At 68.7% G+C, this 23,277-nt stretch carries 22 protein-coding genes and 3 tRNA genes; 17 read left to right on the top strand and 8 right to left on the bottom strand.

The genetic code is table 11. The annotated features are described in order from the left end of the window. Nucleotides 1–1,284: an amidohydrolase family protein gene (locus DEJ46_RS15970; RefSeq protein WP_150267084.1), complete on the bottom strand. Its 1,284-nt coding sequence runs from the start codon at nt 1,282–1,284 to the stop codon at nt 1–3. 218 nt (nt 1,285–1,502) lie between these two features. On the opposite strand from DEJ46_RS15970, the gene DEJ46_RS15965 reads away from it, so the two are divergent. The 6 genes from DEJ46_RS15965 to DEJ46_RS15940 all read left to right on the top strand — a co-directional run bounded on the left by DEJ46_RS15965 (nt 1,503) and on the right by DEJ46_RS15940 (nt 4,041). Further along, nucleotides 1,503–1,575: transfer RNA gene (locus tag DEJ46_RS15965), tRNA-Thr, on the top strand. A gap of 44 nt (nt 1,576–1,619) precedes the next feature. Next, nucleotides 1,620–1,692, top strand: a tRNA-Met gene (locus tag DEJ46_RS15960). Between the two features lie 89 nt (nt 1,693–1,781). After that, nucleotides 1,782–1,946 (top strand): 50S ribosomal protein L33, encoded by a 165-nt coding sequence (rpmG, locus tag DEJ46_RS15955; protein WP_003956487.1) that lies wholly within the window; start codon nt 1,782–1,784, stop codon nt 1,944–1,946. Between the two features lie 87 nt (nt 1,947–2,033). Next, complete coding sequence (locus tag DEJ46_RS15950; protein WP_150267080.1) at nt 2,034–2,486, top strand: MaoC family dehydratase N-terminal domain-containing protein; 453 nt, start codon at nt 2,034–2,036, stop codon at nt 2,484–2,486. Nucleotides 2,487–2,488: 2 nt separating this feature from the next. Beyond that, nucleotides 2,489–2,917 carry a MaoC family dehydratase gene (locus DEJ46_RS15945; protein ID WP_150267078.1) on the top strand — a complete coding sequence of 143 codons (429 nt, stop codon included), beginning with the start codon at nt 2,489–2,491 and terminating at the stop codon, nt 2,915–2,917. Between the two features lie 65 nt (nt 2,918–2,982). Beyond that, nucleotides 2,983–4,041 (top strand): UDP-N-acetylmuramate dehydrogenase, encoded by a 1,059-nt coding sequence (locus DEJ46_RS15940; protein WP_150267076.1) that lies wholly within the window; start codon nt 2,983–2,985, stop codon nt 4,039–4,041. Nucleotides 4,042–4,087: 46 nt separating this feature from the next. Here the strand turns inward: DEJ46_RS15940 and DEJ46_RS15935 are convergent, their stop codons facing one another. After that, nucleotides 4,088–4,720, bottom strand: coding sequence for an NAD(P)-dependent oxidoreductase (locus DEJ46_RS15935; protein WP_150267074.1), 633 nt, complete (start codon nt 4,718–4,720; stop codon nt 4,088–4,090). A gap of 87 nt (nt 4,721–4,807) precedes the next feature. Between DEJ46_RS15935 and DEJ46_RS15930 the strand changes: the two genes are divergently transcribed. After that, nucleotides 4,808–5,407 carry a TetR/AcrR family transcriptional regulator gene (locus DEJ46_RS15930; RefSeq protein WP_150267072.1) on the top strand — a complete coding sequence of 200 codons (600 nt, stop codon included), beginning with the start codon at nt 4,808–4,810 and terminating at the stop codon, nt 5,405–5,407. A 13-nt stretch (nt 5,408–5,420) separates the two neighbouring features. Here DEJ46_RS15930 and DEJ46_RS15925 read toward each other — a convergent pair whose 3' ends face one another. Both DEJ46_RS15925 and DEJ46_RS15920 read right to left on the bottom strand, forming a co-directional pair. Further along, nucleotides 5,421–6,443: an adenosine deaminase gene (locus tag DEJ46_RS15925; protein ID WP_150267070.1), complete on the bottom strand. Its 1,023-nt coding sequence runs from the start codon at nt 6,441–6,443 to the stop codon at nt 5,421–5,423. Nucleotides 6,444–6,576: 133 nt separating this feature from the next. Continuing rightward, the gene (locus DEJ46_RS15920) at nt 6,577–7,803 is read right to left on the bottom strand and encodes a pyridoxal phosphate-dependent aminotransferase (RefSeq protein WP_150267068.1); all 1,227 of its coding nucleotides are present in this window, start codon (nt 7,801–7,803) and stop codon (nt 6,577–6,579) included. Between the two features lie 206 nt (nt 7,804–8,009). Here DEJ46_RS15920 and DEJ46_RS15915 point away from each other — a divergent pair. The 10 genes from DEJ46_RS15915 (at nt 8,010) to DEJ46_RS15865 (ending at nt 21,183) form a co-directional block, all read left to right on the top strand. Beyond that, nucleotides 8,010–8,082, top strand: a tRNA-Trp gene (locus DEJ46_RS15915). A gap of 104 nt (nt 8,083–8,186) precedes the next feature. Further along, the gene (gene secE / locus DEJ46_RS15910) at nt 8,187–8,474 is read left to right on the top strand and encodes a preprotein translocase subunit SecE (protein ID WP_141295768.1); all 288 of its coding nucleotides are present in this window, start codon (nt 8,187–8,189) and stop codon (nt 8,472–8,474) included. 44 nt (nt 8,475–8,518) lie between these two features. After that, nucleotides 8,519–9,424 carry a transcription termination/antitermination protein NusG gene (gene nusG / locus DEJ46_RS15905; RefSeq protein WP_150267066.1) on the top strand — a complete coding sequence of 302 codons (906 nt, stop codon included), beginning with the start codon at nt 8,519–8,521 and terminating at the stop codon, nt 9,422–9,424. Nucleotides 9,425–9,582: 158 nt separating this feature from the next. Beyond that, nucleotides 9,583–10,017 (top strand): 50S ribosomal protein L11, encoded by a 435-nt coding sequence (gene rplK / locus DEJ46_RS15900; RefSeq protein ID WP_015035536.1) that lies wholly within the window; start codon nt 9,583–9,585, stop codon nt 10,015–10,017. Between the two features lie 79 nt (nt 10,018–10,096). Next, entirely contained in the window at nt 10,097–10,825 is a 729-nt protein-coding gene (gene rplA / locus DEJ46_RS15895; protein ID WP_150267065.1) for a 50S ribosomal protein L1, read from the top strand. A 117-nt stretch (nt 10,826–10,942) separates the two neighbouring features. Further along, nucleotides 10,943–11,866: a hypothetical protein gene (locus DEJ46_RS15890; protein ID WP_150267063.1), complete on the top strand. Its 924-nt coding sequence runs from the start codon at nt 10,943–10,945 to the stop codon at nt 11,864–11,866. 245 nt (nt 11,867–12,111) lie between these two features. After that, nucleotides 12,112–12,642 (top strand): 50S ribosomal protein L10, encoded by a 531-nt coding sequence (gene rplJ / locus DEJ46_RS15885; protein WP_030687887.1) that lies wholly within the window; start codon nt 12,112–12,114, stop codon nt 12,640–12,642. Nucleotides 12,643–12,753: 111 nt separating this feature from the next. Beyond that, nucleotides 12,754–13,137 (top strand): 50S ribosomal protein L7/L12, encoded by a 384-nt coding sequence (gene rplL / locus DEJ46_RS15880; protein WP_141295759.1) that lies wholly within the window; start codon nt 12,754–12,756, stop codon nt 13,135–13,137. 548 nt (nt 13,138–13,685) lie between these two features. After that, nucleotides 13,686–17,168 carry a DNA-directed RNA polymerase subunit beta gene (gene rpoB, locus DEJ46_RS15870; RefSeq protein WP_150267061.1) on the top strand — a complete coding sequence of 1,161 codons (3,483 nt, stop codon included), beginning with the start codon at nt 13,686–13,688 and terminating at the stop codon, nt 17,166–17,168. A gap of 100 nt (nt 17,169–17,268) precedes the next feature. Then, nucleotides 17,269–21,183 (top strand): DNA-directed RNA polymerase subunit beta', encoded by a 3,915-nt coding sequence (locus DEJ46_RS15865; RefSeq protein ID WP_024755375.1) that lies wholly within the window; start codon nt 17,269–17,271, stop codon nt 21,181–21,183. Nucleotides 21,184–21,249: 66 nt separating this feature from the next. On the opposite strand, the gene DEJ46_RS15860 is transcribed toward DEJ46_RS15865, so the two are convergent. The 4 genes from DEJ46_RS15860 to DEJ46_RS15845 all read right to left on the bottom strand — a co-directional run bounded on the left by DEJ46_RS15860 (nt 21,250) and on the right by DEJ46_RS15845 (nt 23,249). Then, nucleotides 21,250–21,513, bottom strand: a complete 264-nt coding sequence (locus DEJ46_RS15860; RefSeq protein ID WP_150267060.1) for a hypothetical protein — start codon at nt 21,511–21,513, stop codon at nt 21,250–21,252. After that, nucleotides 21,500–21,733, bottom strand: a complete 234-nt coding sequence (locus DEJ46_RS15855; RefSeq protein WP_150267058.1) for a hypothetical protein — start codon at nt 21,731–21,733, stop codon at nt 21,500–21,502. The genes DEJ46_RS15860 and DEJ46_RS15855 overlap by 14 nt, the downstream gene beginning before the upstream one ends. A gap of 67 nt (nt 21,734–21,800) precedes the next feature. Beyond that, a complete protein-coding gene (locus DEJ46_RS15850; protein WP_150267056.1) occupies nt 21,801–22,724 on the bottom strand; it encodes a peptidoglycan-binding protein in 924 nt (307 codons plus the stop codon). A gap of 81 nt (nt 22,725–22,805) precedes the next feature. After that, nucleotides 22,806–23,249 (bottom strand): ATP-binding protein, encoded by a 444-nt coding sequence (locus DEJ46_RS15845; RefSeq protein WP_150267054.1) that lies wholly within the window; start codon nt 23,247–23,249, stop codon nt 22,806–22,808. Nucleotides 23,250–23,277: the final 28 nt, after the last annotated feature.

The following is a 23,277-nucleotide window of genomic DNA, read 5'->3' as shown; positions in this document are numbered from 1 at the left end:
TCACGACCGTACGACGGGACCGGCCGGAGGGCTCCCCGGCTCGGGCGGCCGCTCCGGCCGCACCTGCCTGGGCAGATCGAGGGCCGCCGCCGAGTCGCAGTACTCCCGCACCGCGCTCGTCCTTGCAACCACCCGCCCCCGGTGCACCACGATCCGGCTGTACGCGAGGGACAGCACGCCCGCGAGCCGCTCGCCGCGCACCGCGAGCAGCTCCGCAGGGAAGCCCGCCTCCACCCGCACCTCAGGCAGCCCCATCGCGGCCCGCGCCCCCGCGCTCACCGCCGCGTACGCCTCCTGGGGCGGCAGCCCGCCGAGCGAGGCGAGCAGATACGCCGCCTCCAGCGGGTCCCCGCGCCCCACCGGGTTCGACAGGTCCCGCAGCGCCCCGCTGCCCGCCGCGACCCGCACCCCGGCCGCCCGCAGCAGCCGGACCGGCGCCGCGCCGCGCAGCTCCGTGCCCCCGCAGCCGCCCTGCGGCAGGCACATCACCGTCACCCCGGCCGCCGCCAGCTGGTCCGCCGCCCGCCGTGCCGCGTCGGCGGGGAGCCGGCCGAGCCCGGCGCACGGCCCGATCGTCACCCCGGGCCGCAGCCCGCCGGCCATCGCCGCGAGCCGGGCGAGCCGGGCCGGGTCGTCCCCGTCGGTGTGCAGGTCGACCGGGCAGCCGTGCTCGGCCGCGACCTCCAGGACCGCCTCCACGTAGCCGGCCGGGTCCGGGTCGAGGTCCGGGCAGCCGCCGACGACGCCGGCGCCCATCTTCACGGCGTCCCGCAGCATGGCGAGCCCGTCCGCGCCCGCCACCCCGGTGAGGAGCCGGGGGACGGCGACGGCCGTCAGGTCGGCGAGGCCGCGCAGCGAGCGCCGCGCCTGGAGGACCGCCTCCAGGGGGCCGATCCCCTGGACGTCGCCGATCCGCACGTGCGCGCGCAGCGCGGTCGCGCCGTGGCCCAGCTGGAGGAGGGCGGCCTCGGTGGCCCGCCGCTGCACCTCGTCCGGGGCGTACGAGACGGGGCCCGGCGTGTCGGCGGAGAGCGCGGTGTCGGCGTGGGCGTGGGGTTCGGCGGCGGCGGGCAGCAGCAGATAGCCGGCGAGGTCGACACGGGAACCGGCGCCTGCGCTGAGGCTGCCAGCCGTGCCCACGGCCTCGATCCGCCCGCCGACGAGCCGGACGTCCACGGTCCGGCCGTCGGTGAGGCGCGCGTGGGAGAGCAGGAGCGAGGTCGAGTCGGCCGTGGTGGCGGCCCCGTCCTCGGGTGGCTGGGGCTGCTTGCTGTCGGCTGACATCGGGCTCCTCAAAGCTCCTCAAGATCAAGATCGCGCAAGGTGGGGCAGAGCCTAGGGCGGCTCGGACCGACCTTCGAGGAGGAGCGCAATAGTCGTACCGATGAGTCCACGAGTGGCGTACGTGACGCCTGGTGACGGGCCTGGTCAGGGCCGTCGCAAGGGCACGAGGAAACGGATTTGGGTGATGGCCCGGAGACCGTGTAATGTCTTCCTCGCTCGCCCCAATAGCTCAGTCGGTAGAGCGTCTCCATGGTAAGGAGAAGGTCTACGGTTCGATTCCGTATTGGGGCTCTGGTGAGAAGGAACCCGCCTTCGGGCGGGATCCGGATCATCAAAGCGGTGTAGCTCAGTCGGTAGAGCAAGCGGCTCATAATCGCTGTGTCACCGGTTCAAGTCCGGTCACCGCTACACACGGTAGCCGATTGTGGGGTCGGTCCTGCGATCGGCTACTCTTTTATGCGTTCATCCATCCCATCCGTCCGTCAAGGAGCACTCACGTGGCTGCCACCGACGTCCGCCCGAAGATCACGCTGGCCTGCGTGGAGTGCAAGGAGCGGAACTACATCACCAAGAAGAACCGGCGTAACAACCCGGACCGTCTTGAGATGAAGAAGCACTGCCCTCGCTGCAACTCGCACACTGCGCACCGCGAGACGCGTTAATCAGGCTCGTACACGAGGCCGTCCCCACCAGGGGGCGGCCTCGTGTCGTTTGTCCGCACGGCAATGAATCCAGGAGGTATCGAGTCCATGGCGCTCGACCAGTCCTTCGTGGGCCGGACCTATCCGCCCACCGCGGCCTACGAGGTCGGCCGCGAGAAGATCCGCGAGTTCGCCGAGGCGATCGGTGACGCCAATCCCGCGTACACCGACACCGAGGCGGCCAAGGCGCTCGGCCACTCCGACGTGATCGCCCCGCCCACCTTTGTGTTCGCCATCACGTTCAAGGCCGCGGGCGCCGTCATCGAGGACCCGCAGCTCGGCCTCGACTACAGCCGCGTGGTCCACGGCGACCAGAAGTTCGCCTACACCCGGCCCGTACGCGCCGGGGACCGGCTCTCGGTCACCTCCACCATCGAGGCGATCAAGTCCCTCGCGGGCAACGACATCCTGGACATCCGCGGCGAGGTCCACGACGCCTCCGGCGAGCACGTCGTGACCGCCTGGACGAAACTCGTCTCCCGCGCACCCGAGGGGGCCTGACCATGACCGCCAAGATCGCCTACGACGAGGTCGAGGTCGGCACCGAGCTGCCCGCGCAGAGCTTCCCGGTGACGCGCGCCACACTCGTGCGGTACGCCGGCGCCTCCGGGGACTTCAACCCCATCCACTGGAACGAGAAGTTCGCGGTGGAGGTCGGCCTCCCGGACGTCATCGCCCACGGCATGTTCACCATGGCCGAGGCGATCCGCGTCGTCACCGACTGGGCCGGCGACCCCGCCGCCGTCGTCGAGTACGGCGTCCGCTTCACCAAGCCCGTCGTCGTCCCCAACGACGACCAGGGCGCCCTCATCGAGGTCAGCGCCAAGGTCGCCGCGAAGCTGGACGACCGGAAGGTGCGGGTCGACATCACCGCCATGAGCGCGGGCCAGAAGGTCCTGGGCATGTCGCGGGCCGTGGTCGAGCTCGCCTGACGCCCGTGAGCCATGACCCCTTGCGCGCGCGATGGGTCATGGCTCTTTCTCGTACGCTTGAGCCCGTGCAGCCACTCCACGACGCCACCCTCGCCCCCCTGACCACCTTCCGGCTCGGCGGACCCGCCACCCGGCTCGTCACCGCCACCACCGACGACGAGGTGGTCGCGGCCGTCCGCGAGGCCGACGCCACGGGCACCCCGCTGCTCGTCATCGGCGGCGGCTCCAACCTGGTCATCGGGGACAAGGGCTTCGACGGCACGGCGCTGCGCATCGCCACCGCCGGCTTCGCCCTGGAGGGCACGCGCCTGGAGCTCGCCGCGGGCGAGGTCTGGACGGACGCCGTCGCGCGGACCGTCGAGGCAGGGCTCGCCGGGATCGAGTGCCTCGCCGGCATCCCCGGCTCGGCCGGAGCGACCCCGATCCAGAACGTCGGCGCGTACGGGCAGGACGTCTCCGCCACCGTCACCGAGGTCGTCGCCTACGACCGGCTCACCGAGGAGACCGTCACCCTCACCAACGCCGAGTGTGCCTTCTCGTACCGCCACAGCCTCTTCAAGGACCAGCCCGAGCGGTACGTGGTGCTGCGGGTCCGCTTCGAGCTCGAGGACGCGGACGGGATGTCGGCGCCGATCAAGTACCCGGAGACCGCCCGCGCCCTCGGCGTCGAGGCCGGCGACCGCGTCCCGCTCGCGACCGCCCGTGAGACCGTCCTGAAGCTCCGCGCCGGCAAGGGCATGGTCCTGGACCCGGCGGACCACGACACCTGGTCCGCCGGCTCGTTCTTCACGAACCCGATCCTCACGGCGGGGGAGTACGAGACCTTCCTCGCGCGCGTGGCCGGACGGCTCGGCCCCGACGTCACCCCGCCGGCCTTCCCCACGGGCGAGGACGGCGCCGTGAAGACCTCCGCGGCCTGGCTGATCGACCGGGCCGGGTTCACCAAGGGGTACGGAACAGGGCCCGCCCGGATCTCCACCAAGCACACGCTCGCCCTCACCAACCGCGGCGAGGCGACCACCGAGGACCTCCTGGCCCTCGCCCGCGAGGTCGTCGCCGGGGTGCGGGACGCCTTCGGGATCACCCTCGTCAACGAGCCCGTCACGGTGGGCGTGGAGCTGTAGCCGCTCCCAGGGCCGGTCCGGCCCCGATCCGCCGGACGGACACCCCCTAGTACGCGACTCCGACGCCCTGACCGACCGTCGCCGGGGCGTCGATCATCGCCAGCATCGCGTGGGCCACGTCCGCGCGGGCCAGCGTGCGGCCCCGGGGCGGGTTGCCGCCGACGACCGTGCGGTACCGGCCGGTGAAGGGCTTGTCCGTCAGCTTCGGAGGGCGGACCGAGGTCCAGTCCGTGGCGCTCGCCGCCAGCGCGGACTCCATCACCCGCAGATCGGCGTAGATGTCCTTCAGGACACGGTTGATCACCGCGAGGGCGGCTTTGTCGAGCATTCCGTCGCCCTCCGCGGCCGGGCCCAGCGGCGCCGCGCTGACCACCACGAGCCGCCGCACCCGCTCCGCCTCCATGGCCGCGAGCACCGAGCCGGTCAGCCGCGCCGCCACGCCCGCGTTCGCCCGACCGCGCGCGCCGAGACCCGAGAGCACGGCGTCCCTGCCGGCGACGGCCGGGCGCAGGGCCTCCGGGTCGGTGAGGTCCGCCCGGTGGACCACGAGCCGCTCGCCGGTGACCGCCAGCCGCGCGGGGTCCCGTACCACCGCCGTCACCTCGTGGCCCGAGGCCAGTGCCTGGCGGACGATCTCCCGGCCGATACCGCCGGTCGCGCCGAAGACTGTGAGCTTCATGTCGCACCCTCCCGGGGTGGGTAAGTGTTCACTCACCCCCAGGGTGGGTGGATACTCACTCACGCGTCAAGCGCGAGTGGAGGATGCATGGAACAGAAGCCGACCCGCGTACGGATCATCGACGCCGCGCGCGACCTCATGCGGACGGCGGGGCTCGCCCGCACCACGACCAAGGAGATCGCCAAGGCCGCCGGATGCTCGGAGGCGGCGCTCTACAAGTACTTCGCGAGCAAGGAAGAGCTCTTCCTGACCGTCCTCGACGAACGGCTGCCCCGCCTCGGCGGACTGCTCGGCGCCCTCGCCGCCGACCCCGGCAGCCGCACCGTCGAGGAGAACCTCACGGACATCGCCCGGCAGGCCGCCCTCTTCTACGAGGAGAGCTTCCCGATGGCCGCCTCGCTCTACGCGGAGCCACAGCTCAAGGCCCGCCACGACGAGGGCATGCGCAGACTGGGCGCCGGCCCGCACAAGCCCGTCGAGGGGCTCACCGCCTACCTCCGCACCGAGCAGCGCCTCGGCCGCGTCGCCGCCGGAGCCGACCCCAGGGCGGCCGCCGCGCTCCTCCTCGGCGCCTGCGTCCAGCGGGCCTTCGCGTACGAGATGACCGAGGCCGGCGGCCCGCCCGAGCCGCTCGACGAGTTCGCCCGCTCGATCGCACGCACGCTGATGCACGGGCTCGGCCGGTGACCCCGACGACGGATCAGTCGGCGATCCAGTCGTCGATCCCCGCCAGCAGCTTCGCCCGGACGCCCTCCGGGGCCGCCGAGCCGCGCACCGACTGACGGGCCAGCTCCGCCAGCTCCGCGTCCGTGAACCCGTGGTGCCGACGGGCGATCTCGTACTGCGCGGCGAGCCGCGAGCCGAAGAGCAGCGGGTCGTCCGCGCCCAGCGCCATCGGCACCCCGGCCTCGAAGAGCGTCCGCAGCGGTACGTCCTCGTGCCGCTCGTACACGCCGAGTGCCACGTTCGACGCGGGGCAGACCTCGCAGGTCACCCCCCGCTCCGCGAGCTTCCGCAGCAGCCGGGGGTCCTCGGCCGCCCGCACCCCGTGGCCGACGCGCGAGGCCCGCAGATCGTCCAGGCAGTCCCGTACCGAAGCCGGGCCCGTCAGCTCGCCGCCGTGCGGGGCCGCGAGCAGACCGCCGTCACGGGCGATCGAGAACGCGCGGTCGAAGTCGCGCGCCATGCCCCGCCGCTCGTCGTTGGAGAGCCCGAAGCCGACCACGCCCCGGTCCGCGTACCGCACCGCGAGCCGGGCGAGCGTCCGCGCCTCCAGGGGATGCTTCATCCGGTTCGCGGCGACGAGCACCCGCATCCCGAGCCCGGTCTCCCGGGACGCCGAGTCGACCGCGTCCAGGATGATCTCCATGGCCGCGATGAGTCCGCCGAGCAGCGGCGCGTACGAGGTGGGGTCGACCTGGATCTCCAGCCAGCCCGAGCCGTCCCTGACGTCTTCCTCGGCCGCCTCGCGGACGAGCCGCCGGATGTCCTCGGGCTCGCGCAGGCAGGAGCGGGCGATGTCGTACAGACGCTGGAAGCGGAACCAGCCGCGCTCGTCGGTCGCCCGCAGTTTCGGGGGCGTACCGCTGCTCAGAGCATCGGGGAGATGGACGCCGTACTTGTCGGCCAGCTCGATGAGCGTCGTGGGCCGCATCGAACCGGTGAAGTGCAGGTGCAGATGGGCCTTGGGCAGCAGGGTGATGTCGCGTGAAACGTGCTCCATCGACTGATACTGCCGCACCCGAATGGACGAAGGCACCCCGTTTCCCCGATCGGGACCTTGCTAGAACGCAAAAACGGGCCCCCGGTTCCGAAGAACCGGGGGCCCGGTCAGTGATGTCACCGGGCGGTACCGACTACGCGGTCGCCTCGGCCAGCAGCTTCTGCATCCGGGACACACCCTCGACCAGGTCCTCGTCGCCGAGCGCGTACGACAGGCGCAGGTAGCCGGGCGTGCCGAAGGCCTCGCCGGGGACGACCGCGACCTCGGCCTCGTCGAGGATCAGGGCCGCGAGCTCGACCGAGGTCTCGGGGCGCTTGCCGCGGATCTCCTTGCCGAGCAGACCCTTCACCGAGGGGTACACGTAGAACGCGCCCTCGGGGGTCGGGCAGTAGACGCCCTCGATCTCGTTGAGCATCCGCACGATCGTCTGGCGGCGCCGGTCGAAGGCGCGCCCCATCTCCTCGACGGCGTCCAGGTCGCCGGACACGGCGGCCAGCGCGGCCACCTGCGCCACGTTGCTCACGTTCGACGTGGCGTGCGACTGGAGGTTGGTCGCGGCCTTCACGACGTCCTTCGGGCCGATGATCCAGCCCACGCGCCAGCCCGTCATCGCGTACGTCTTGGCGACACCGTTGACGACGATGCACTTGTCGCGCAGCTCCGGCATGACGGCCGGCAGGGAGACCGCCGAGGCGCCGCCGTAGACCAGGTGCTCGTAGATCTCGTCCGTCAGGACCCACAGACCGTGCTCGACGGCCCAGCGGCCGATCGCCTCGGTCTCGGCCTCGGAGTACACCGCGCCGGTCGGGTTGGACGGCGAGACGAAGAGGACGACCTTCGTCTTCTCCGTGCGCGCGGCCTCCAGCTGCTCGACGGAGACCCGGTAGCCGGTGGTCTCGTCGGCCACGACCTCCACCGGGACACCGCCCGCGAGGCGGATCGACTCGGGGTACGTCGTCCAGTAGGGCGCCGGGACGATGACCTCGTCGCCCGGGTCGAGGATCGCGGCGAAGGCCTCGTAGATCGCCTGCTTGCCGCCGTTGGTCACGAGGACCTGGGAGGCGTCGACCTCGTAGCCCGAGTCGCGCAGCGTCTTGGCGGCGATCGCGGCCTTCAGCTCGGGCAGGCCGCCGGCCGGCGTGTAGCGGTGGAACTTCGGGTTCCTGCAGGCCTCGACGGCCGCCTCGACGATGTAGTCGGGGGTCGGGAAGTCGGGCTCACCGGCACCGAAGCCGATCACCGGGCGCCCGGCGGCCTTGAGGGCCTTGGCCTTGGCGTCGACGGCGAGGGTGGCGGACTCGGAGATCGCACCGATGCGGGCGGAGACCCGACGCTCGGTGGGAGGGGTAGCAGCGCTCATACGGCCCATGGTCCCAGACCGGATCAGGGCCCGGCACACAGGTTTCAAGGACCGGACAGGAACGGTCATTACCGGTCGTACGCCCGTCCGAGAGCAGGTCGGCGTGGTTTCTGTTCGACGCGGACCCCCATGACCACGTATGCTCACTCCTCGTTGGCCCGCACCGACCACATCTCACGATGCGGTACGTTGAGGGGCACCAACAAAGGGTCGTAGCTCAATTGGTAGAGCACCGGTCTCCAAAACCGGCGGTTGGGGGTTCAAGTCCCTCCGGCCCTGCTACACACACCGCCAGGTGTTGTGCGCATGTACGTACTTCATTGCACCGCCGTGCGGCTCCATCCCGGGCGCGGCACGGCCGACCCGGAATCAGGTGAGAGATCGTGACGGACGCCGTAGGCTCCATCGACATGCCTGATGCCGATGACGAGGCCTCCGAGTCGAAGAAGAAGACTCGCAAGGGCGGCAAGCGCGGCAAGAAGGGCCCTCTGGGCCGTCTCGCGCTCTTCTACCGCCAGATCGTCGCGGAGCTCCGCAAGGTCGTCTGGCCCACTCGCAGCCAGCTGACGTCGTACACCACTGTGGTGATTATCTTCGTCGTCATCATGATCGGCCTTGTCACCGTGATTGACTATGGCTTCCAGGAAGCAGTCAAGTACGTCTTCGGCTGACTTTTTGTTCCACCCCATCTGTATCGCAGGAAGAAGCAGCCACCGTGTCTGACGCGAACCTGAACGACGCCTTCGAGTCCGAGTCCGTCGAGGACGAGCTGGACATCGTCGAGGCCGCCGACGAGGACCAGGCCGACGCTGCTGACGACGCTGCGGGCGACGCCGCCGAGGAAGCCGCTCTCCACGCCGAGGCCGACGAGGACGAGGCTGACGCCGAGGAGTCCGACGAGGACGCCGAGGAAGAGGAGTCGGACGAGTCCGACGCCGAGGAGTCCGACGAGGCCGAGGACGCCGAGGACGAGACCGAGGAGGAGGCCGAGCCGGCCGCCCCGGTCGACCCGGTCGCCGCGCTTCGCGAGGAGCTCCGCACCCTCCCCGGCGAGTGGTACGTCATCCACACCTACGCGGGCTACGAGAAGCGCGTGAAGGCCAACCTCGAGCAGCGTGCCGTCTCGCTCAACGTCGAGGACTTCATCTACCAGGCCGAGGTCCCCGAGGAAGAGATCGTCCAGATCAAGGGCGGCGAGCGGAAGAACGTCAAGCAGAACAAGCTTCCCGGTTACGTTCTCGTCCGCATGGACCTGACGAACGAGTCCTGGGGCGTCGTCCGCAACACCCCCGGCGTCACCGGCTTCGTGGGCAACGCCTACGACCCGTACCCGCTGACCCTGGACGAGATCGTCAAGATGCTCGCCCCGGAGGCCGAGGAGAAGGCCGCCCGCGAGGCCGCCGAGGCCGAGGGCAAGCCCGCCCCCGCCCGCAAGCTGGAGGTCCAGGTTCTGGACTTCGAGGTCGGCGACTCGGTCACGGTCACGGACGGTCCCTTCGCGACCCTCCAGGCCACGATCAACGAGATCAACCCGGACTCGAAGAAGGTCAAGGGCCTCGTCGAGATCTTCGGTCGCGAGACCCCGGTCGAGCTGAGCTTCGACCAGATCCAGAAGAACTGATCTCACCGTCTTCCGACCAGGTCAGAGTGGCTCTCACAGCCGCTCTGACCTGCTCGGTTTTTAGCCGCGCGTCTATACCCGTTATCGTTGTGCGGTATGCCTGCATCCGGATGACCGGAAGGCGGGCTGAACACTCTCACTAGGACCCGGAGAGAGCAATGCCTCCCAAGAAGAAGAAGGTCACGGGGCTTATCAAGCTCCAGATCAACGCCGGCGCGGCCAACCCGGCCCCGCCGGTCGGCCCCGCGCTGGGTCAGCACGGCGTCAACATCATGGAGTTCTGCAAGGCCTACAACGCCGCGACCGAGTCGCAGCGTGGCATGGTCGTGCCGGTGGAGATCACGGTCTACGAGGACCGCACCTTCACCTTCATCACGAAGACTCCGCCGGCCGCGAAGCTGATCCTCAAGGCCGCTGGTGTGGACAAGGGCTCCGGCGAGCCGCACAAGACCAAGGTCGCCAAGCTCACGGCCGCCCAGGTCCGCGAGATCGCCACGGTCAAGCTCCCCGACCTGAACGCCAACGACCTGGACGCCGCGTCCAAGATCATCGCTGGCACCGCCCGCTCCATGGGCATCACGGTCGAGGGCTGATCACCCCCCCTCGTGACCTCAGTGGTAGGGCCGGCGCGGCCCGCACCACGACTCCATACCTGAACCAACAGGAGAAGCAGTGAAGCGCAGCAAGGCTCTCCGCACCGCGGACGCCAAGGTCGACCGCGAGCGGAACTACGCGCCCCTCGAGGCCGTCCGTCTCGCCAAGGACACCGCCACCACGAAGTTCGACGGCACCGTCGAGGTCGCCTTCCGCCTGGGTGTCGACCCGCGCAAGGCCGACCAGATGGTCCGTGGCACCGTGAACCTTCCGCACGGCACCGGCAAGACCGCCCGGGTCCTGGTCTTCGCGACCGGTGACCGTGCCGAGGCCGCGATCGCCGCGGGCGCCGACATCGTCGGCTCCGACGAGCTCATCGACGAGATCTCCAAGGGCAACCGCCTGAACGAGTTCGACGCCGTTGTGGCCACCCCGGACCTCATGGGCAAGGTCGGCCGCCTCGGCCGCGTCCTCGGCCCGCGTGGTCTCATGCCGAACCCCAAGGTCGGCACCGTCACCCCCGATGTCGCGAAGGCTGTCAACGACATCAAGGGCGGCAAGATCGAGTTCCGCGTCGACAAGCACTCGAACCTGCACTTCATCATCGGCAAGGTCTCCTTCGACGAGACGAAGCTGGTCGAGAACTACGCCGCGGCCCTGGACGAGATCCTTCGTCTGAAGCCGTCCGCCGCCAAGGGCCGCTACATCAAGAAGGCGACCCTGACGACGACGATGGGCCCCGGCATCCCGCTGGACTCCAACCGCACCCGTAACCTCCTCGTCGAGGAGGACCCGGCCGCGGTCTGAACCTCACCGGTTCACTGAGTGGTCAACAGGCCCTCGCCTCTCCCTCGGAGAGGCGAGGGCCTGTTTTTTGTTACGGTTCAAGGGACCGTAAAGAAAATCAAGGGGTGGGGAACGCTCATGAACATGTCCGCATGGAAGCGCGCGGGCGTCGCCCTGACGGCCACGGCCGTCGTGGCGGGTGTCGCGGGATGTCAGGACGGCGGGGACGCCAAGTCGGGTGCCGGGGTGAAGAGCCACGGGGACGTCACGAAGGTCATCCAGGCCGCGTACGAGAAGACCTCCGCGGCCAAGGCGGCCAAGGTCAAGATGACGATGACCATGTCCGGTGTCGGCGCGGACTCGGGCACCGCCGAGCTGACCGGTGTCCAGGGCTGGGACCCCGCGGTCATGGACATCACGGTGAAGGGCTCCATGCTCGCCGCGGGCGACCCCGACGCCCCCGAGCAGGTCCGCATGATCATGGCCGACAACGTCATGTACCTGGACATGGGCGCGAAGCAGGCCGCCGAGATGGACGGCAAGCGCTGGATGAAGCTGGACATGAAGGCGGCCGCCGAGGCCTCCGGCGACAAGGCGCTCCAGAAGCAGATGACCGGTGGCCTGGAGAGCATGAACCAGGACCCGGCCCAGCAGCTCGCGCTGCTCCTCGACTCCCCGAACCTGAAGCACGTCGGCGCCGCGAAGATCAACGGCATGGAGACCCAGCACTACAAGGGCACGCTCACCGTCGAGCAGATGCTCGCCGCCAACGAGTCGTCCAAGCTCCTCTCCAAGAAGGACCACGACGCCCTCATCGCCAACGTCAAGAAGATGGGCATGAAGGGGTACGACACCCAGGTCTGGGTCAACGAGGACGGCCTCCCGGCGCGCATGGACGTCGGCATGACCATGGCCGAGGGCTCGATGAAGATGCGGGCCGACTACAGCGACTACGGCACCCAGGCCACCGTCCAGGCGCCGCCGGCCAAGGACACCGTGGACCTGTTCAAGATGCTCAAGGAGCTCGGCGCCGGCCTCGGCGAAGGCGCCGCGCAGGGCTGATTTGCCCGAACCGGAACGTGTCACGTAAGCTTCCACAGAAGCCAAAGACCGCTGGTCGTTGCTGTGCCCTTACCGGGTGCGGTGGCCGAAGGATCCGCTGACAACGGACGACCCGCGCAGGTGACTGTGGAAGGTTCCCGGACTCGTCCGGTCGAGCTAAGCCCCGTGCGCCTGCGCCGGGGCGTTTTGTTTTGTTCAGCCACCTTCTGAGCGGTCCTCATCACCCGGAAGGAGGCCGAAGCACTATGCCGACGCCCAACAAGGCTGCATCGGTGGCCGAGCTCAAGGACGCGTTCCAGAGCTCCAACGCCGCCGTGCTGACCGAGTACCGGGGTCTCACCGTTGCGCAGCTCAAGACGCTGCGTCGTTCGCTCGGTGAGAACGCCCAGTACGCCGTGGTGAAGAACACGCTGACCAAGATTGCGGCCAACGAGGCCGGGATCACCGCACTGGACGAGCACTTCGCTGGTCCGACCGCGGTCGCCTTCGTCACCGGTGACCCGGTGGAGTCGGCGAAGGCCCTGCGTGACTTCGCCAAGGAGAACCCGAACCTCATCATCAAGGCCGGTGTCCTTGACGGTAAGGCTCTCTCCGCCGACGACATCAAGAAGCTTGCGGACCTCGAGTCCCGCGAGGTTCTGCTCAGCAAGCTGGCCGGCGCGTTCAAGGGCAAGCAGTCTCAGGCTGCCTCGCTCTTCCAGGCGCTGCCGTCGAAGTTCGTCCGCACTGCGGAAGCGCTTCGCGTCAAGCTCGCCGAGCAGGGCGGTGCCGAGTAATTCGGCTCGCGCATTGATCCGCGTCGCCTAGTACGCGGGTCGTAGCGGGCCGTTACGCCCGCCTCTATAGACACATCGGCACCTGCCGAATTAGTGGAAGGATCGCCCATCATGGCGAAGCTCTCTCAGGACGACCTCCTCGCCCAGTTCGAGGAGATGACCCTCATCGAGCTCTCCGAGTTCGTGAAGGCCTTCGAGGAGAAGTTCGACGTCACCGCCGCCGCGGCCGTCGCCGTTGCCGGTCCGGCCGGCCCGGGCGCCGTTGCCGAGGCCGCCGAGGAGCAGGACGAGTTCGACGTCATCCTCGATGGCGCGGGCGACAAGAAGATCCAGGTCATCAAGGTCGTGCGTGAGCTCACCTCCCTGGGCCTCAAGGAGGCCAAGGACCTCGTCGACGGCACCCCGAAGGCCGTCCTCGAGAAGGTCGCGAAGGACGTTGCCGAGAAGGCCGCCGAGTCCCTCAAGGCCGCCGGCGCCTCCGTCACGGTCAAGTAAGACCGTTTCGGCTCGCTGAGCTGACTCCTGCCCCCGTGTAACGCGGGAGCACCGAAAGGCGATCACCCTTGTGGGTGGTCGCCTTTCGGCGTTCCCCGGGAAGGGCGTGGCGGGGGACCCGAGGGCCGCCGGGAGCGGAGTATGGTGATCTTCGCCGTGCGCCCCGCACACCGGGGGGCCTTGACGAACCGCACGCAGCGCGCAATTCTCAGGACGCGTCGTCACAACGATCCGTATCCGAGGCATGGATCGACGGCTGAACGGGCAGTATCGAGGTGCGTCACACGGCGCGAGGTACCGCGGAGTTGAGAGCAACGAGGGTCGCGAATTATTCGCCCTGGACATCAGTGAGCCAAGTGGCTACACTGACCCTTTGCGCTGCCTGTTAGCTGCCCCCTGCCCGTCACCAGGGGCATACCTTCGCATCCGCTACTCGGACCGACCCCGTCTGACCTGGCCTTTTGGTCATCTCAGGAAACGTCTGCCGTGAAGCGTTGCTGGGGACCGGTACGCGCGTAGTGAGTCCGAGCCCTCGGAAGGACCCCCTCTTGGCCGCCTCGCGCAACGCCTCGACCAATACGAACAACGGCGCAAGCACCGCCCCGCTGCGCATCTCCTTTGCAAAGATCAAGGAGCCCCTCGAGGTTCCGAACCTCCTCGCGCTGCAGACCGAGAGCTTTGACTGGCTGCTCGGCAACGCCGCCTGGAAGGCTCGCGTCGAGGCTGCCCTTGAGTCGGGACAGGACGTCCCCACGAAGTCCGGTCTGGAAGAGATCTTCGAGGAGATCTCGCCGATCGAGGACTTCTCCGGGTCGATGTCGCTGACCTTCCGCGACCACCGCTTCGAGCCGCCGAAGAACTCGATCGACGAGTGCAAGGACCGTGACTTCACGTACGGCGCCCCGCTCTTCGTCACCGCCGAGTTCACCAACAACGAGACCGGCGAGATCAAGTCTCAGACGGTCTTCATGGGCGACTTCCCGCTCATGACCAACAAGGGCACCTTCGTCATCAACGGCACCGAGCGTGTCGTCGTGTCGCAGCTTGTCCGCTCGCCGGGCGTCTACTTCGACTCCTCGATCGACAAGACGTCCGACAAGGACATCTTCTCCGCCAAGATCATCCCGTCCCGGGGTGCCTGGCTGGAGATGGAGATCGACAAGCGCGACCTGGTCGGTGTCCGCATCGACCGCAAGCGCAAGCAGTCCGTCACCGTCCTCCTCAAGGCTCTCGGCTGGACCACCGAGCAGATCCTGCAGGAGTTCGGCGAGTACGAGTCCATGCGCGCCACCCTGGAGAAGGACCACACCCAGGGCCAGGACGACGCGCTGCTCGACATCTACCGCAAGCTGCGTCCGGGCGAGCCGCCGACCCGTGAGGCCGCTCAGACGCTGCTCGAGAACCTCTACTTCAACCCGAAGCGCTACGACCTCGCGAAGGTCGGCCGCTACAAGGTGAACAAGAAGCTCGGCGCCGACGAGCCGCTGGACGCCGGCGTGCTCACCACCGACGACGTCATCGCCACGATCAAGTACCTGGTCAAGCTCCACGCGGGCGAGACCGAGACGATCGGCGAGAACGGCAACGAGATCGTCGTCGAGACCGACGACATCGACCACTTCGGCAACCGTCGTCTGCGCAACGTCGGCGAGCTCATCCAGAACCAGGTCCGCACGGGTCTGGCTCGTATGGAGCGCGTCGTGCGTGAGCGCATGACCACCCAGGACGTCGAGGCGATCACGCCGCAGACCCTGATCAACATCCGGCCGGTCGTCGCCTCCATCAAGGAGTTCTTCGGCACCAGCCAGCTGTCCCAGTTCATGGACCAGAACAACCCGCTGTCGGGTCTGACGCACAAGCGTCGTCTCTCGGCGCTGGGCCCTGGTGGTCTGTCCCGTGAGCGGGCCGGCTTCGAGGTCCGAGACGTGCACCCGTCCCACTACGGACGCATGTGCCCGATCGAGACCCCCGAGGGCCCGAACATCGGTCTGATCGGTTCGCTCGCCTCGTACGGCCGCGTCAACGCGTTCGGCTTCATCGAGACGCCGTACCGCAAGGTCGTCGACGGCCGGGTCACCGACGAGGTCGACTACGTCACCGCCGACGAGGAGGACCGCTTCGTCATCGCGCAGGCCAACGCCGCGCTCAACGACGACATGCAGTTCACCGAGCCCCGTGTCCTGGTGCGTAAGCGTGGCGGCGAGGTCGACTACGTCGAGCCGTCGGACGTGGACTACATGGACGTCTCGCCGCGCCAGATGGTGTCGGTCGCGACCGCCATGATCCCGTTCCTCGAGCACGACGACGCCAACCGTGCCCTCATGGGCGCGAACATGATGCGTCAGGCGGTGCCGCTGATTAAGTCGGAGGCCCCGCTCGTCGGCACCGGCATGGAGTACCGCTGCGCCACCGACGCCGGCGACGTGCTCAAGGCCGAGAAGGACGGTGTCGTCCAGGAGCTGTCGGCCGACTACATCACGGTCGCCAACGACGACGGCACGTACATCACGTACCGCCTGCACAAGTTCTCGCGCTCCAACCAGGGCACCTCTGTGAACCAGAAGGTCGTCGTGGACGAGGGCGACCGCGTCATCGAGGGCCAGGTCCTCGCCGACGGTCCCGCCACCGAAGACGGCGAGATGGCGCTCGGCAAGAACCTGCTCGTGGCGTTCATGCCGTGGGAGGGTCACAACTACGAGGACGCGATCATCCTGTCGCAGCGCCTCGTGCAGGACGACGTCCTCTCCTCGATCCACATCGAGGAGCACGAGGTCGACGCCCGTGACACCAAGCTCGGCCCGGAGGAGATCACCCGGGACATCCCGAACGTCTCCGAGGAGGTCCTCGCCGACCTCGACGAGCGCGGCATCATCCGTATCGGTGCCGAGGTCGTCGCCGGCGACATCCTCGTCGGCAAGGTCACGCCCAAGGGTGAGACCGAGCTGACCCCGGAGGAGCGCCTGCTCCGCGCGATCTTCGGTGAGAAGGCCCGTGAGGTCCGTGACACCTCGCTGAAGGTGCCGCACGGCGAGATCGGCAAGATCATCGGCGTCCGCGTCTTCGACCGTGAGGAGGGCGACGAGCTTCCCCCGGGCGTGAACCAGCTGGTCCGCGTCTACGTCGCCCAGAAGCGCAAGATCACCGACGGCGACAAGCTCGCCGGCCGTCACGGCAACAAGGGTGTCATCTCCAAGATCCTTCCGATCGAGGACATGCCCTTCCTCGAGGACGGCACGCCGGTCGACATCATCCTCAACCCGCTGGGTGTCCCGTCCCGAATGAACCCGGGACAGGTCCTGGAGATCCACCTCGGCTGGCTCGCCAGCCGCGGCTGGGACGTCTCCGGCCTCGCGGACGAGTGGGCGCAGCGCCTCCAGGCCATCGGTGCCGACCAGGTCGCCCCGGGCACCAACGTCGCCACCCCGGTCTTCGACGGTGCGCGTGAGGACGAGCTCGCGGGTCTGCTGAACCACACGATCCCGAACCGCGACGGTGAGCGCATGGTGCTCCCGACCGGTAAGGCGAGGCTGTTCGACGGCCGCTCCGGCGAGCCGTTCCCGGACCCGATCTCGGTCGGGTACATGTACATCCTCAAGCTGCACCACCTGGTCGACGACAAGCTGCACGCGCGTTCGACCGGCCCGTACTCGATGATCACCCAGCAGCCGCTGGGTGGTAAGGCCCAGTTCGGTGGCCAGCGCTTCGGCGAGATGGAGGTGTGGGCGCTGGAGGCATACGGCGCCGCGTACGCCCTCCAGGAGCTGCTGACGATCAAGTCCGACGACGTGACCGGCCGCGTGAAGGTCTACGAGGCCATCGTCAAGGGCGAGAACATCCCTGAGCCCGGCATCCCCGAGTCCTTCAAGGTGCTCATCAAGGAGATGCAGTCCCTGTGCCTCAACGTGGAGGTGCTCTCTTCGGACGGCATGTCCATCGAGATGCGCGACACCGACGAGGACGTCTTCCGCGCAGCGGAGGAGCTCGGCATCGACCTGTCCCGGCGCGAGCCGAGCAGCGTCGAAGAGGTCTGACGGGAGTTCCGGCAGGGGGACCAGTGATGGTCCCCCCGCCGGCCCCAGGACCCCCGTTCCAGACCCCAAGACTTACAACCCTGAGAGGGATTGACGCATAGTGCTCGACGTCAACTTCTTCGACGAGCTCCGGATCGGTCTGGCTACCGCTGACGACATCCGTCAGTGGAGCCACGGCGAGGTCAAGAAGCCGGAGACCATCAACTACCGCACGCTCAAGCCCGAGAAGGACGGACTCTTCTGCGAGAAGATCTTCGGTCCGACCCGGGACTGGGAGTGCTACTGCGGCAAGTACAAGCGTGTCCGCTTCAAGGGCATCATCTGTGAGCGGTGTGGCGTCGAGGTCACCCGCGCCAAGGTGCGCCGTGAGCGGATGGGCCACATCGAGCTCGCCGCTCCCGTCACCCACATCTGGTACTTCAAGGGCGTCCCGTCGCGCCTCGGATACCTGCTCGACCTCGCCCCGAAGGACCTCGAGAAGGTCATCTACTTCGCGGCGTACATGATCACGTTCGTCGACGACGAGCGTCGTACGCGTGACCTGCCCTCCCTCGAGGCGCACGTCTCCGTCGAGCGTCAGCAGATCGAGAACCGTCGCGACTCCGACCTGGAGGCCCGCGCCAAGAAGCTCGAGAACGACCTGGCCGAGCTCGAGGCCGAGGGTGCGAAGGCCGACGTGCGCCGCAAGGTGCGCGAGGGTGCCGAGCGCGAGATGAAGCAGCTGCGCGACCGCGCGCAGCGCGAGATCGACCGTCTGGACGAGGTCTGGTCGCGCTTCAAGAACCTCAAGGTCCAGGACCTCGAGGGCGACGAGCTCCTCTACCGCGAGCTGCGTGACCGCTTCGGCACGTACTTCGACGGCTCGATGGGTGCCGCGGCGCTGCAGAAGCGCCTGGAGTCCTTCGACCTGGAGGAGGAGGCCGAGCGCCTCCGCGAGATCATCCGTACCGGCAAGGGCCAGAAGAAGACCCGTGCGCTCAAGCGCCTCAAGGTCGTCTCCGCGTTCCTGCAGACCGCGAACAGCCCCAAGGGCATGGTTCTCGACTGCGTGCCGGTCATCCCGCCGGACCTGCGTCCGATGGTGCAGCTGGACGGTGGCCGCTTCGCGACCTCCGACCTGAACGACCTGTACCGCCGCGTGATCAACCGCAACAACCGTCTGAAGCGACTCCTTGACCTCGGTGCGCCCGAGATCATCGTGAACAACGAGAAGCGCATGCTTCAGGAGGCCGTGGACGCCCTCTTCGACAACGGTCGTCGTGGTCGTCCGGTGACCGGTCCCGGTAACCGTCCCCTGAAGTCCCTCAGCGACATGCTGAAGGGCAAGCAGGGTCGATTCCGTCAGAACCTGCTCGGCAAGCGTGTGGACTACTCCGCGCGTTCCGTCATCGTCGTCGGTCCGCAGCTGAAGCTGCACCAGTGCGGTCTGCCGAAGGCCATGGCGCTGGAGCTCTTCAAGCCGTTCGTGATGAAGCGCCTGGTCGACCTGAACCACGCGCAGAACATCAAGAGCGCCAAGCGGATGGTCGAGCGCGGCCGCACGGTCGTGTACGACGTCCTCGAAGAGGTCATCGCCGAGCACCCGGTTCTGCTGAACCGTGCGCCCACGCTGCACCGCCTCGGCATCCAGGCCTTCGAGCCCCAGCTGGTCGAGGGCAAGGCCATCCAGATCCACCCGCTCGTCTGCACCGCCTTCAACGCGGACTTCGACGGTGACCAGATGGCCGTGCACCTGCCGCTCTCCGCGGAGGCGCAGGCCGAGGCCCGCATCCTGATGCTGTCCTCGAACAACATCCTGAAGCCCGCCGACGGCCGTCCGGTCACGATGCCGACCCAGGACATGGTCCTCGGTCTGTTCTTCCTGACCACCGACGGTGAGCTCCGTGACACCAAGGGCGAGGGCCGCGCGTTCGGCTCCACGGCCGAGGCGATCATGGCGTTCGACGCCGGCGAGCTGGCTCTGCAGTCCGAGATCGACATCCGCTTCCCCGTCGGCACCGTCGCTCCCCGCGGCTGGGTTCCCCCGGTCACGGAGGAGGGTGACGACAGCGTCGCCGCCGGTGAGTGGCAGCAGGGCGACTCGTTCCGTCTGCGGACGACCCTGGGCCGCGCGCTCTTCAACGAGCTGCTGCCCGAGGACTACCCGTTCGTCGACTACTCCGTCGGCAAGAAGCAGCTCTCCGAGATCGTCAACGACCTCGCCGAGCGCTACCCCAAGGTCATCGTGGCGGCGACGCTCGACAACCTGAAGGCGGCGGGCTTCTACTGGGCGACCCGTTCCGGCGTCACCGTGGCCATCTCCGACGTCGTCGTTCCCGAGGCGAAGAAGGAGATCGTCAAGGGCTACGAGGCGCAGGACGAGAAGGTCCAGAAGCAGTACGAGCGCGGTCTGATCACCAAGGAAGAGCGCACGCAGGAGCTCATCGCGATCTGGACCAAGGCGACCAACGAGGTTGCCGAGGCGATGAACGCGAACTTCCCCAAGACGAACCCCATCTTCATGATGGTTGACTCGGGTGCCCGAGGAAACATGATGCAGATGCGTCAGATCGCCGGTATGCGTGGTCTGGTGTCGAACGCCAAGAACGAGACGATCCCGCGTCCCATCAAGGCGTCGTTCCGCGAGGGCCTCACCGTCCTCGAGTACTTCATCTCCACGCACGGTGCCCGTAAGGGTCTCGCCGACACCGCCCTGCGTACCGCCGACTCGGGTTACCTGACCCGTCGTCTGGTGGACGTCTCGCAGGACGTCATCATCCGCGAGGAGGACTGTGGCACCGAGCGCGGTCTGAAGCTGCGGATCGCGGCCAAGGACGAGGCCGGTGTCCTGCGGAAGACGGACGACGTCGAGACCTCCGTGTACGCGCGGATGCTCGCCGAGGACGTCGTCGTCGACGGCAAGGTCATCGCGCCGGCCAACGTCGACCTGGGTGACGTGCTCATCGACGCCCTCGTCAACGCGGGCGTCGAGGAGGTCAAGACCCGCTCGGTCCTGACCTGTGAGTCCGCGGTCGGTACGTGTGCGTTCTGCTACGGCCGTTCGCTCGCCACCGGCAAGCTGGTCGACATCGGTGAGGCGGTCGGCATCATCGCCGCCCAGTCCATCGGTGAGCCCGGTACCCAGCTGACGATGCGTACCTTCCACACCGGTGGTGTGGCCGGTGACGACATCACCCAGGGTCTGCCCCGTGTCGTCGAGCTCTTCGAGGCTCGTCAGCCCAAGGGTGTCGCCCCGATCTCGGAGGCGGCCGGCCGCATCCGTATCGAGGAGACCGAGAAGACCAAGAAGATCGTCGTCACCCCCGACGACGGCACCGACGAGACGGCGTTCCCGATCTCGAAGCGTGCCCGTCTGCTCGTGGGCGAGGGCGACCACGTCGAGGTGGGCCAGAAGCTCACCGTGGGTGCCACCAACCCGCACGACGTGCTGCGCATCCTCGGTCAGCGTGCGGTCCAGGTCCACCTGGTCGCCGAGGTCCAGAAGGTCTACAACTCGCAGGGCGTGTCGATCCACGACAAGCACATCGAGATCATCATCCGGCAGATGCTGCGCCGCGTGACGATCATCGAGTCCGGCGACGCGGAGCTGCTGCCGGGCGAGCTCGTCGAGCGCTCGAAGTTCGAGACCGAGAACCGTCGTGTGGTCACCGAGGGCGGTCACCCCGCCTCCGGCCGTCCGCAGCTGATGGGTATCACCAAGGCCTCGCTCGCCACCGAGTCGTGGCTGTCGGCGGCGTCCTTCCAGGAGACGACCCGGGTTCTGACCGACGCGGCGATCAACGCCAAGTCGGACTCCCTGGTCGGCCTCAAGGAGAACGTCATCATCGGTAAGCTCATCCCGGCCGGTACGGGCCTCGCCCGCTACCGCAACATCCGGGTCGAGCCGACCGAAGAGGCCAAGGCCGCGATGTACTCGGCCGTCGGCTACGACGACATCGACTACTCGCCGTTCGGCTCGGGCTCCGGCCAGGCCGTTCCGCTGGAGGACTACGACTACGGTCCGTACAACCAGTAAGCGAGTCGCTTGACCGAAGGGCGGTCACCCCGTGTGGGTGGCCGCCCTTCGGCGTACCCGGCTGCCCTAGCGGGCGGCCAGTTCCCAGACCGCGACGAGCACGCCGGCGCTCGCGGTGAGCGCGGCGATGCTGGCGAGCGGCCAGCGGTTGCGCTCCAGGGCGTCGAGCCTGGCCTCGTGGTCGGCCAGTTGCTTGTCGGTCTGGTCGCTGCGCTGCACGAGCAGCGCGAGCGAGCCGTCGACGCGGGCGAAGCCGGCCTCCAGGGTGCCGCGGAGGCGTTCCAGTTCGAGGGCGACGGCGACCGGGTCGTTCGGATCAGACTCGGTCATCGGCACCGCCCGGGGAGCTGCGCAGCCAGGACGGCAGCAGGATCTGCACCACGTCGAGGGCCATCACCCGGGCCAGTCCGCCGGCGACGGCCAGCGCCCCGGCGACCCAGGGGAGGGTCGCGGGGACGCCGGACGCGTCGACGATCGCGGGGAGCACGACGGCGATGCCGACGGCGGACTGGAGGACGGTGCGGGCCGTGCGCTTGGCGGCATCGGACATCGGGGGTCTCCTCTCGTACGAGCTTTTTCGTGTACGCGTACGGCTGTTCGTGTAAGCGTCGTACGGGCTACTTGCTGTACGGGACCTTCAGCGCGTTCCAGGAGGCGGCGCCCGGGATGCCGTCGGCGTCGGAGCCGCGGAACCCGAGCTTGTGCTGCCACTTGGCGTAGCTGCGCCGGTCGGCCTCGCTCCAGCGGGGGCCGGGGCCGACTCCGTACGCGGAGCAGCCCTCGGCGACGAGCCGGCGGCCCATCGCGGTGATGATCGGGGAGCTCGTCTCCTTGCGGAAGAACGAGGTGCCCGGGAAGGGCTGGAGGCGGGGCGGGGTGGGCTTGCCGCTCGCCGGGTTGCCCGGGGCGGGCGTCTTGGCGGGGGCCTTGCCGAGGCGGGCCTGGACGCGGTCGCGCATCGTCGGCATGCCGAAGCCCTTGGGGTCGCTCTTCCAGTCGGACCACTCCAGGTGGCCGATGACGGACCGGGCGCCCCAGCCGTGGGCGCGGCAGAGGGCGGCGGAGACGCGCTCGATCGCGTCGAGCTGGGCGGCCGGCCAGGGGTCGGTGCCGTTGCCGAGGTTGATGCACTCGAAGCCGTAGAAGCGGGAGTTGCCGTCGACGGCGTTGGAGCTGCCCTGGTGCTCGCGCGGGGCGGGCGGCCGGTCGCCGTACGTCTCGGTGACGACGGCCTGGAGGACGGACGGGTCGCCGCCGCCAGCGTGGTTGGCGCGGCCGTTGGCGACGAGGTGGACACTGCCGTCCTTGGCGATGACGCCGTGGCAGAGCGGTCCGGGCAGGCCTTCGTAGCCGTTGAAGCAGAGCTCGACGGAGGAGGCGGTGCCGCTGGAGACGGTGTGGTGGATCATCACGCCGGTGACGGGGCCCCAGGCACCGGTGTGGTTGCGGTTGTGGGTGCGCCAGCCGGGGTGTTCGACGACGGTGACGCCTTCGGCGCGGAGCGCGGCGAGGAGCCGGTCCGCGGAGAGGGGAGTGGCCATCTGGTGTTCCTCCGGACATGAAGAAGGCCCGCACTCGGGCGGGCGTACGTACGGGTGGGGCTGTGGTGACCGGGGTGGCCGCTACGGGGCGGGCTGCGGCTGGGGGTCCGGATCCGGAGTCGGCTCGGGCTGCGGTTCCGGATCCGGAGTCGGCTCGGGCTGGGTGGCCGGGTCCCAGAGGGCGCAGAGGGCGGCGTAGGACGCACGGCGCGTTTCGAAGTCGGCGAGCGCCGCGGCGACGGCGTTCTGTACGGCGGTCGGGTCGGGCACGACCGGGTTGCGGTTGGTCGGGTTGACCACGACCATGCCGTAGCCGCGCAGGGAGGCGCCGCTCTGGCCGTTCTCGTTGACCTGGGCGCTGACGTACACGGCCGGGTACTCGCCCGTGATCGGGTCGAGTTCCAGCGGGCCGCCGAACGTGTTGTCGTAGAGGCGGACGGCGATCGTGTGGCCGTCCTCGGTGACGGCGCCGCGGCCCGCGTAGTCGATGGCCAGGCCCCAGGGATGGGTCGGGTCGGGGGTCATGGGTGACTCCTGTCCAGGGTGGTGGGGT

The organism is Streptomyces venezuelae (assembly GCF_008642375.1).
In the GTDB taxonomy this organism is placed as follows: domain Bacteria; phylum Actinomycetota; class Actinomycetes; order Streptomycetales; family Streptomycetaceae; genus Streptomyces; species Streptomyces venezuelae_G.
This window is presented reverse-complemented; position numbering and strand designations above follow the sequence as displayed.

Excerpts from the sequence above, each read along its gene's own strand:
- rplK (WP_015035536.1), top strand. The coding sequence starts at position 9,583 with ATGCCTCCCAAGAAGAAGAAGGTCACGGGGCTTATCAAGCTCCAGATC.
- DEJ46_RS15950 (WP_150267080.1), top strand. The coding sequence starts at position 2,034 with ATGGCGCTCGACCAGTCCTTCGTGGGCCGGACCTATCCGCCCACCGCG.
- DEJ46_RS15855 (WP_150267058.1), bottom strand. The coding sequence starts at position 21,733 with ATGTCCGATGCCGCCAAGCGCACGGCCCGCACCGTCCTCCAGTCCGCC.
- DEJ46_RS15850 (WP_150267056.1), bottom strand. The coding sequence starts at position 22,724 with ATGGCCACTCCCCTCTCCGCGGACCGGCTCCTCGCCGCGCTCCGCGCC.
- DEJ46_RS15945 (WP_150267078.1), top strand. The coding sequence starts at position 2,489 with ATGACCGCCAAGATCGCCTACGACGAGGTCGAGGTCGGCACCGAGCTG.
- DEJ46_RS15930 (WP_150267072.1), top strand. The coding sequence starts at position 4,808 with ATGGAACAGAAGCCGACCCGCGTACGGATCATCGACGCCGCGCGCGAC.
- DEJ46_RS15925 (WP_150267070.1), bottom strand. The coding sequence starts at position 6,443 with ATGGAGCACGTTTCACGCGACATCACCCTGCTGCCCAAGGCCCATCTG.
- DEJ46_RS15970 (WP_150267084.1), bottom strand. The coding sequence starts at position 1,284 with ATGTCAGCCGACAGCAAGCAGCCCCAGCCACCCGAGGACGGGGCCGCC.
- rplJ (WP_030687887.1), top strand. The coding sequence starts at position 12,112 with ATGCCGACGCCCAACAAGGCTGCATCGGTGGCCGAGCTCAAGGACGCG.
- DEJ46_RS15860 (WP_150267060.1), bottom strand. The coding sequence starts at position 21,513 with ATGACCGAGTCTGATCCGAACGACCCGGTCGCCGTCGCCCTCGAACTG.
- DEJ46_RS15845 (WP_150267054.1), bottom strand. The coding sequence starts at position 23,249 with ATGACCCCCGACCCGACCCATCCCTGGGGCCTGGCCATCGACTACGCG.
- DEJ46_RS15890 (WP_150267063.1), top strand. The coding sequence starts at position 10,943 with ATGAACATGTCCGCATGGAAGCGCGCGGGCGTCGCCCTGACGGCCACG.
- DEJ46_RS15920 (WP_150267068.1), bottom strand. The coding sequence starts at position 7,803 with ATGAGCGCTGCTACCCCTCCCACCGAGCGTCGGGTCTCCGCCCGCATC.
- rplL (WP_141295759.1), top strand. The coding sequence starts at position 12,754 with ATGGCGAAGCTCTCTCAGGACGACCTCCTCGCCCAGTTCGAGGAGATG.
- DEJ46_RS15935 (WP_150267074.1), bottom strand. The coding sequence starts at position 4,720 with ATGAAGCTCACAGTCTTCGGCGCGACCGGCGGTATCGGCCGGGAGATC.